The 8,793-nt window shown below is 40.1% G+C and carries 9 protein-coding genes and 1 pseudogene; 4 read left to right on the top strand and 6 right to left on the bottom strand.

Features of this window, described 5'->3' with window-relative positions; genetic code table 11:
- From IM477_RS21805 to IM477_RS21785, 5 genes and pseudogenes are all read right to left on the bottom strand, one after another.
- A partial coding sequence (locus tag IM477_RS21805; protein ID WP_287733439.1) for an RNA-guided endonuclease InsQ/TnpB family protein occupies positions 1-615 on the bottom strand: 615 nt, incomplete at its 3' end.
- A 56-nt stretch (positions 616-671) separates the two neighbouring features.
- Positions 672-1,340 (bottom strand): annotated as a pseudogene (locus IM477_RS21800) (glycogen debranching protein); the annotation flags it as partial.
- Between the two features lie 204 nt (positions 1,341-1,544).
- The gene (locus tag IM477_RS21795; protein WP_287733438.1) at positions 1,545-1,694 is read right to left on the bottom strand and encodes a hypothetical protein; all 150 of its coding nucleotides are present in this window, start codon (positions 1,692-1,694) and stop codon (positions 1,545-1,547) included.
- An 11-nt stretch (positions 1,695-1,705) separates the two neighbouring features.
- Entirely contained in the window at positions 1,706-3,949 is a 2,244-nt protein-coding gene (locus IM477_RS21790; RefSeq protein WP_287733436.1) for a Piwi domain-containing protein, read from the bottom strand.
- 3 nt (positions 3,950-3,952) lie between these two features.
- Positions 3,953-4,744, bottom strand: coding sequence for a PD-(D/E)XK nuclease family protein (locus tag IM477_RS21785; RefSeq protein WP_353845570.1), 792 nt, complete (start codon positions 4,742-4,744; stop codon positions 3,953-3,955).
- A 196-nt stretch (positions 4,745-4,940) separates the two neighbouring features.
- Between IM477_RS21785 and IM477_RS21780 the strand changes: the two genes are divergently transcribed.
- Together IM477_RS21780 and IM477_RS21775 are read left to right on the top strand one after the other, a co-directional pair.
- Positions 4,941-5,297: a helix-turn-helix domain-containing protein gene (locus IM477_RS21780; RefSeq protein WP_287733432.1), complete on the top strand. Its 357-nt coding sequence runs from the start codon at positions 4,941-4,943 to the stop codon at positions 5,295-5,297.
- Positions 5,298-5,302: 5 nt separating this feature from the next.
- A complete protein-coding gene (locus IM477_RS21775) occupies positions 5,303-5,968 on the top strand; it encodes an ImmA/IrrE family metallo-endopeptidase (RefSeq protein ID WP_287733430.1) in 666 nt (221 codons plus the stop codon).
- Between the two features lie 40 nt (positions 5,969-6,008).
- Here the strand turns inward: IM477_RS21775 and IM477_RS21770 are convergent, their stop codons facing one another.
- Positions 6,009-7,004: a LysR family transcriptional regulator gene (locus IM477_RS21770; protein WP_149988435.1), complete on the bottom strand. Its 996-nt coding sequence runs from the start codon at positions 7,002-7,004 to the stop codon at positions 6,009-6,011.
- Between the two features lie 562 nt (positions 7,005-7,566).
- Between IM477_RS21770 and IM477_RS21765 the strand changes: the two genes are divergently transcribed.
- Entirely contained in the window at positions 7,567-7,851 is a 285-nt protein-coding gene (locus tag IM477_RS21765; protein WP_012265204.1) for a hypothetical protein, read from the top strand.
- Positions 7,852-8,192: 341 nt separating this feature from the next.
- Positions 8,193-8,793, top strand: a 601-nt coding sequence (locus IM477_RS21760; RefSeq protein ID WP_287733429.1) for an RNA-guided endonuclease InsQ/TnpB family protein, incomplete at its 3' end; no start/stop codon positions are given.

Here is an 8,793-nt window from a genome sequence, read left to right as displayed (position 1 = left end):
TTGTTCGTACTTACGATAGTATTGAGGATTCCCGTGTTTAGTCCCATCTGATGTAATAGCAAAATGGGTTAGTCCAACATCTATCCCGATAGCTTTTCCTTCTGATGATTTTTGGGGTAAATCCTGACCATCATCATAGAGACAAGATGCGAAATATTCTCCTGATGGATTAACTGAAACCGTAACAGACTTTAAGTCTCCCTCTGGTTGCCGTGAAACTTTGCAATAGACTTCACCAATTTTAGGTAATACCAAAACATCATTTTTTAACTTACAGTGTTGAGGGAATCTAATCGACTGCCTATTTTGCTTTTTCTTGAAGTTAGGATATTTAGCTCTACCTTCAAAAAAGTTAAGGAAAGCACTAGAAAGATTTAAAGCAGCTTGTTGTAATACCTGCGATGGTACTTCGCTTAACCACTCATACTCTTTTTTTAAGGAAGGCAGCAGCTTAATTATTTCGTCTCTGCTTAATCCTTTTCCAGTTTGCTTGTAAGTTTCGGATGTTAAGTTGAGAGCGTAATTGTAAAACCATCTAGTACAGCCAAACGACTTGGCGAGCAAAACTGATTGCTCACTGGTCGGATAGATTCTGTACTTAAACGCTTTTAACATCTTGTTTACCAAACTACATTTACTATGGTAAACTATTTAGCTAGAAATGTCAAGCCGTCCTCCGCTACGCTAAAGGACGGGGTTTTAGACCCAAATTTTCGATAAATGATCGCTTTTTCGTCGCCCAGACGGGGACGAATCCCGGTAGAAGTCCCATCCGGGGCGATAACAATGCCTTTGGGCGACCATTTGCCCGTATCGTATTGCCGCCGGATCACTCCTTTGTAGTCCCCTTCTCCCGTGGCATACATTCCCGCATTTTCTCCGGCTGCGATCATGGCCAGGGTTTCAAAGTCGTGGGAAAGTTCTCGCGCGTAGGGATCGAAGAGGACTTTATTGGGGTTAAAACGATGGCCAAAATCGTCCACATCTGCCCGAAAACCGGCGTTACTGTGGCCTCTTTGCCATTTTTGATCAAATTGCCAATTGGGACCCCAACAGCGAAAAGCGTAGTAACTGCCGTGGGCAATACTGGCGATTTTTGCCCGCCATATATCATCATTTGGGTTTTTTGTCAACCAGTAATCATACTTAGCGTTTTCTCCCGTCGGGCGATCGTAGATTTCCAGAAGAATCTGACTGGCATTTTTAGAATAGACGGCAAAGGTGACACTATCGCCCCGATAATGGGCCCCGAGGGGATAGGTGGCATCGGCCCAGAGATGGCTATCTAGGGGGGCATAATTACCAGATTGGGGATGATTTTGACCGATCGCTGGTATCATAAATTGGCGGGATAATATCGCCTTTGATGATAGACATTTTTCGCTCAAAGAAATAAGAAAAAAATCTAAAGCTTGATCCCCGGGAAAAACAAGCTGTGCAATTCCTAGTAACTGCTATAGTAATTATCTTAGAGAATCCTCAAGAGAATTATATTCTTCGGAGCAGTAGTCAACCATTTGACGCAGAGATAAATTTTCGGCTTGTCAACAACCATTTTCTCGATGCAAGTCCCATTCAAGATAGGCTAATCTTTCTTTAATGGCTCGATTTTCTGCCGTCAGTAAACTAATTTGGTTAACTAAATCACTGACTAATTCATCTAGATGGTGTGGATTGCTATGGGAATTGTGCATAATTTTCCTCTCTAAAGCCAGAATTGACAATCATCTTCTAATAAACTAGGACAAATTCCTTGTAAGCGTCGATAAGCAATAGCATCCGCTCCATACAAAGGGATAGGTAAACGGGGGTCTTTGAGAGAACCATAGTGAAGTAAAGTTAATTTTAAGGTGGTGTCAACTAACTGTTTTAAATTTACTTGTTCTCCTAATTCATTAACTTTTAAGCGCAAGGGACGAGGAACACCTATTTGTTCAGAAACTTGGGACGTTATCAGGATAACTTCCCGATTTGATAAAGCTAAAGCTAATCCTTTGGAGGGAGCATTTATCTGTTTTTGCTCAAGATTATAAAGTCTAGGACTGCCAGTCTTATAACATTCTACGAGAATAAATTTAGCATTAATTGCTCTCGCTCTTGCCAGTAAATTGTCAACCTCCTTTCCTTGAAATTTACCATCTCTGTAAATGAGAACTGTCTGATTTTTTAGTTCAGCTTGCGGTAAACAATTTTCCAGAATACCTTGAGGAATTTCTTCTCCCTCGGTTAAACTATCTTCTACCCGACAGCGAACAAATTCTCCCTGTTTTCCATATAGTCGCACACTTGCACAAACATTGAGACTCCCCGGAAGATTTTTTTTAGGAATCCTTCCCACATCTAAACCAATAAAATAATCGGCAATTTCTAGAGGTTCAGCAAGGACATAGGGTAAATTTCCTAATTTGGCCAGGATTCCGGGGACAACTTGATTGAGAATATTATTATATTGGCTCTTATTATTTAAAGTCTTCTCATAAATCATTTGAGTCATAACTCTACGCTCCAAGAACTTTTTTTTAATCCACGAATATAAACTTCCTTCTTCAGTATTATCAGCATTGCGATCATCTTGAGGAAGAAATACTAAAGCAATATCTACAGGAATTTCTCCTCGAATTAATTGATCAACTGCTTCTTCCAGTCTGGCTCTTTTTTCAAATCCTACACCTTCAACAGAGAAATTTATTTGATTCTCTGGTGGCAAAATAGTCTCAAATTTATAAAGTTTTAATCGCTTTTCTAATTGTCCTCTAAAATCTCCCACTTTTAAATTAGCTGGTTTCAGAATAGCTAAACGAATTTTACGAGCATGATCCTCATATTCTCGATGACGTTTATATACACCACCCTTCGATAATCCTTTGAGAGTTTCTCTTTTTTCTCCCCTTTCTTCCTTACCAAATAAGATAGGAGTTTGCTCAAGAGAAATAGAAGGAGTCCAAAAGAAGTCGGGATTTTCCCTGCTGTTAATACTTCTTTCTCTTAACTGAAATCCAAAGTTATTTAAAGTCTTTTGTGCTTCCTGTTTATATAACTTTAATAGTTCTTGTCGTTCAGCATAGAAGATTTTTGTTTTCTTTAATAACTCTCCGTAATTGACTTGAAATAGACTCTCATCTTTATCTGTCATACAGGGTTTTAAAGCTGCTAATGGATAAATATACTCCCGGGGATTTTTGCCAAATTGTACCGCCACCACTGGTTGTTCCAGATGAGCTTCTTCTAATTTTCTTCGACTAATTGAACCCGTAGCTTTTGTTAATAGATACTCTCTTTTTTCCCCAATTGTACCCGCTATTCTAATAATTTTAGCTGTCCCATTGGTTTCTCTATCTTTAACCTTTAAACCTACTAATAATTTAACAGCATCTTGTCTATAGGGATGATTTTCATAAAACTGTTCTAAATCTCCACTATAGACAATACTACTTTCAACAGTTAAACAAATAGCTGGATCGGTGTCATTGATGATTTCTGCCCAAAAGTTAACTTCTCTCCTTACCTGTACTTGGTTTTCACTTATCTGACTATCTTTGGGAAAAACTATTGGATAGGAAAATTTACCAAATATTTTCAGAATTCTAACTGCTAATTGTGCTGTGACTAAAGCTGTTATCTGAAAGTCTTTTAGCCAATGAATAGAATAATAGTTATCGCCAATATCTTCTCGTAAAACCTCTTGAATATCTGATAAAGCTTCTTTCCACTGTTGTGGAGAGGGAAGAAATTTTTCATCTTTAGCTAATACCCAAAAACAATTATCTTCAAAAATAACCACCACATCGGGAAACTTACGACTGAATTGCCAACTAAAACGATTACCTATTTTCCTAGTAACTTGATAATTAAGCTTAAAACAATTTAAACCACTATTCTTGAGAGTTAAGGAAATAATTTCACTCAAAAAAAGCTGGGAATTGGCTGTGTTAGCTGCTGTATAACTCATGATCTAAACCTCCTTATTTGCATAATCACAAATCGAGGTAAAAGGACAATAACGACAGGCATAGCCACTTTGGGGCGGGAAAATATTATAAAAATCTTCAGGGTGATCTTTATATTTTTGTAGTTGTTGTTGATGTTTTTTGGACAGGAAAGCTAGTTCGATTTTAACTGCTTCTATTGCCTCGGAAGACAGGGATATTTTTTTTGAGCTTGTTTGGGTTTCTAAATTGTAAAAAGAAGCGACAATTTTTTCCTGAGGATAACGGTAACTAGCCGCCAGTAAATAAACATGAGCCTGGCGAAGATCAAAATTAGAGTGACCAGTTTTCAAATCTAAAATATGTATAGTGTCATCAGCTTCTCTAAAAATACAATCAAAGGCAGCGGACAAATTAAACCGATAGTTACCTTGCTCGATAACAATAGGTTCTGGATAACCTTCATCACCTCTAGGTAAATCAATAATCTGTTTATTCAATAAAATTGGTTGTTGATAGTAATTGTTTAAAATTACTAAAACCCTGGCTTGAATTTCTGGCGATTCTTGATTTAATTGCAGGATTTCTGCGACTTGTTCCACCCCATCAGGACCCGATAATCTCCCTAGATCTTGATGAAACTCAAAAACTCCCCGTTGTGCCAACTTACCAATTTTTTGCGGTTGATTATCTTGTGATAGTAATCTTTGGACTTCTGGTTCTTTGTTTCGCGCTTTTTCAAACCCCCGTTTTGTCTGACAATGCCAATTCTCATGGCCCATCGCTGGTTTAAGCGATCGCCAAAGACTATAGCTCATCGGAGGATACCAAGGCTTTTTGGGAAACTGGCAGGACACGATTTTTCCCCTCAGTCAGGAAAATGCTAGGATGATACGGCAGTGTTTGCTCTTGTATTGACTAAAATAATCAACGCCAATGAACTAACTCTAGCTTATGTTGACTTAAATAGTCAACCCTTGATATAATTTTTTTTGAGCGATTGAGAGAAAAGCAGTGTCAGAAACATTTGGACAGGTTATCCGCAAAGCTCGTCGAGAGGAGGAATATAGTCAGAGAGAACTAGCTAAGTTGATTGGGGTGGACTATACCTATCTATCGAAGCTAGAAAATGATCATGCGGGTTATCCTCCTAGTCAGCAAGTTATTGAGTCCTTAGCGACTCATTTAAAATTAAATGCTCAAAAATTAGGAGAATTGGCGGGACGACTGAGTTCAGATGATCAAAAAGTCTTCAAAGAGTTAGTTCAAAAATACCAACAAATGCCGATTTTATTGCGTCGCATGAAAGACAATCCCAATTTTGCCAAAAAAATTATTTCTGAGGCGACAAAATTAGATGAGCAGGAGTAAATATCTTGGATATTATTAAACCCTATAGTTTTATTCCCAAAACAGTGATTGAAGCTCAGGCAGACAATATTCTTAAGAAAGTAAAAGCTCATCGTCGTCGTCCCTTAAAAAATTGCGATATTGCGGAAGCAGCCGCCGATCATTTTGATTTGGCTATTGAATGGACGGATATAAAGCCAGATAAAGAGGGAGAAATCGCCGCAATGATTATTCCCACAGAAAAGAAAATTATTCTTAATGAAGATGTAAAATTCTTAAAAGATTCCCAAAATTCATCCCTAGCAAAAGAAGGTTTTAAAAATTCCAGTTTAGCCCATGAAATTGGTCATTTTGTCCTTCATATTAATCAAACAGCTGTCTCTAACTTTTTGGATCGAATCAATCAGGGAGATTCCCTAGAGACAATTCAACCTTTTCTGTGTCGGACAGTTGATTCTAGCCAAAGAATTGAATGGCAAGCACAATATTTTGCCAGTTGTTTACTAATGCCGATGAGTGAGTTAGAGAAAGCCATCAAGGGACGTGACTTGACTAAATGGGGACATCTGTATGCGATCGCCGACGAGTTGGGAGTAACTATTACTAATCTTAGAAGTCGTTTAGAGAGTCTCCATTGGATTAAAGTCGATAAAAAAGTAATTTATCGGGCCAGTAATTTTCCCAAGAGATAGCTTAAATGTTCGGAGGGAGATTTTGCCCATCTCGAGCGACTTATTTACTAATAATTTCGGCGGGTTGCGAGTTAGGAATCGGTTCAAAGTTGTGGTCGTCAGCCAGATATTCGGGATAGGTGGAGAATTGGGGTAGTATTTCTAGGGTAAAAGCTTCGGCGGCTTTTGATCGATAGCGATTCGGGTTAATAATTACCGACAAAGTGCGTCGTACTTCCACATCTTTAATTCTGGTAGCGTGGATAACTCCCATTTGTAGTTCTTTTTCGATCGCTGTCACCGAGACAAAAGCCGCCCCTAACCCGGATTGTACGGCATTTTTAATCGCCTCGATCGAGTTAAGTTCCATCTCCACTTTTAAGCGCTTGGTATCGATCTCGCAACGAGTTAAAACCTTGTCGATAACTTTGCGAATCGTCGATTGGGAATCGAGGGTGATAAATTTTAGTCGATATAAATCCTCTTTTTGAATCATTTCTACCTTAGACAGAGGATGAAAAATAGGCAGGACTAAAGCCAGTTCATCTTCTGCGTAGGGGATAATCCGCAGGGTTTCTTGTAATTCGGCGGGAACTTCTCCCCCGATAATGGCTAAATCCACTTGACCGTTAGCAACGCTCCAAGAGGTGCGACGGGTGGAATGAACTTGTAGCTGTACGGATACTTCTGGGTATTTTTGCCGAAAAAGCCCGATCATGCGGGGAAGAAGATAGGTTCCCGTGGTTTGGGAAGCGCCGACGATCAGGGTTCCCCCTTGCAGATTTTGTAGATCTTCGATCGCCCGACAGGTTTCTTGACAGAGAGTGATAATTTTTTCGCCGTAGCTTAAGAGTAGGTGTCCCGCTTCCGTTAATTGGGCTTTCCGACCGCCCCGGTCAAATAACGGCACATTTAGCTGTTTTTCGAGGTTTTGTACCTGAAGACTGACCGCCGGTTGAGATACATACAGGGTATCTGCCGCCCGTTTAAAGCTTCCTTCGGCAGCGATCGCTTTGAGAATTCTCAGTTGGTCTAGGGTGAAAGGAATGTCGGTCATAGAAAGCCTCAAAAACAGCGACGGGAGAAGGGGAGGACAATAGCGACAAATCTTAAGCCAGTGCCGATAAATACACTGAATTGACAGTACCACACCACGGGGATCAATGCTTCAGGTAGTTCCAGTTATCAGTTATCAGTTATCAGTTATCAGTTATCAGTTATCAGGAGTCAGGAGCCGGTCGTTAGGAGTTAGGAGATAGGAGATAGGAGATAGGAGACAGGGTGATGGGGTGGTCACTGCGTGCGCGTTGCGGGGGGGGTTTTGGGGTGTTAGGGTTTTAGGGTTTTAGTTGAAATTCCCCCACTTCCCCACTTCCCCACTTCCCCACCCCTGACGGATTACTGATCACTGTTTACTGATCACTGAAAAAGGCTGACCCAGCAATTATCGGGTTGACTTTTGTGTACCACTTAATCGTTATTAACCAAGAATCTTAATGATATTTTAAGATTTTTTAAAAAACCGCCCCTAGCCGAGATGAACGTATATCCTAGAGGGGAGCGAGTATAGATTCCTATTCCCGTTCGATCGCCCCCTAATTCTCTGGAGATCAGCACCCATGCTTACTTTGCTCCGTTCCCTGCTATTTTCCACCCTATTAAGTTTTGTTGCCCCCGTCCTCTTGGTCGGTTCTATTTTAACGGCTTTATTGGCCACCAGTCATGTCCCCGGCTTTACTTGGGTTTGTCAGACTGGTTTTAGCCAAATCCTGCAATTTTTAACCATTTTCGGCGGCGGTTATCCCCTACAAGGCCTGTTAACCATCGCTGTCACCTTTGCTTTTGTTGGCAGTTTATTCGATTTATTTAACTTTTACGTCTATCAAACCAATCGCGGACAGTAACAGGTAAAGGGTGATAGGGACTGTCTAGAATGGGAATGAGGTTTTTATGGGATCGAATCGTCTATGCGCCCTATTTTCTGCCGTTTTTGGCTACTAACAATAATTTCCCTGCTGCTCACCCTGAGTATCGGGATTGTCAATCCCCAACCCAGTTTCGGGCGCTCGTGGATGGATTTACCTAAAATGTCGGATGAATGCCCCCGCTAGATTTTTCGACAAGATACTCACCTTTGCGGGGGATGAAATCCGACCAGAATATCAACCGCGAAGCACGATTTTAATTCTACCATTTGTAGGTAAACTGTGTTATACTCAATTTATCCAGGGTCGAAGATTAATCAATGCTAGTCGTAGAAGCCAAGTTAAAAAACGGGACACCAGAACAATACCAAAGACTAGATGAAGCAATTAAGACATCTCAGTTTGTGCGTAACTCTTGTGTTCGTTATTGGATGGACAATCAAGGGACAAACCGCAATGATCTCCAAAAACTTTGTGCGGTACTAGCTAACAATAAAGAGACACCATGGGTTAATAAATTAAACTCTCAAGCTCGTCAATCGGCTGCTGATAGAGCCTGGCAATCAATTAATAGATTTTATCAGAATTGTCATGCTAAGATACCGGGAAAAAAGGGGTTTCCTCGGTTTAAAAAGCATAGCCGTTCCGTTGAGTATAAACTAACAGGCTACAAACTATCTGATGATCGACGTAAAATCAAGTTCACCGATGGTTTTAAAGCAGGAGAATTTGATTTATGGTGTAGTCAAAAAACCTTAGTTTATTATTCAGAGCAACAGATTAAACGGGTAAGAGTTGTTAGACGTGCTGATGGTTATTATTGCCAGTTTTTAATTGACGTAGAGCGGCAAGAATACCATAAACCAACGGGACAAATAACAGGAATTGACCTAGGGTTAAAAGAGTTTTATACTGACGCTC

The sequence above is a fragment of the Microcystis sp. M090S1 genome, assembly GCF_020246295.1.
Taxonomy (GTDB): Bacteria; Cyanobacteriota; Cyanobacteriia; order Cyanobacteriales; family Microcystaceae; genus Microcystis; species Microcystis aeruginosa.
Note: the sequence above shows the minus strand (reverse complement) of the source record. Positions and strands in the feature narration are given on the sequence as shown.

Bases quoted from the DNA above. Each gene is read 5' to 3' on its own strand.
- IM477_RS21765 (WP_012265204.1), top strand. From the start codon at position 7,567: ATGCTTACTTTGCTCCGTTCCCTGCTATTTTCCACCCTATTAAGTTTT.
- IM477_RS21785 (WP_353845570.1), bottom strand. From the start codon at position 4,744: ATGAGCTATAGTCTTTGGCGATCGCTTAAACCAGCGATGGGCCATGAG.
- IM477_RS21770 (WP_149988435.1), bottom strand. From the start codon at position 7,004: ATGACCGACATTCCTTTCACCCTAGACCAACTGAGAATTCTCAAAGCG.
- IM477_RS21790 (WP_287733436.1), bottom strand. From the start codon at position 3,949: ATGAGTTATACAGCAGCTAACACAGCCAATTCCCAGCTTTTTTTGAGT.
- IM477_RS21795 (WP_287733438.1), bottom strand. From the start codon at position 1,694: ATGCACAATTCCCATAGCAATCCACACCATCTAGATGAATTAGTCAGT.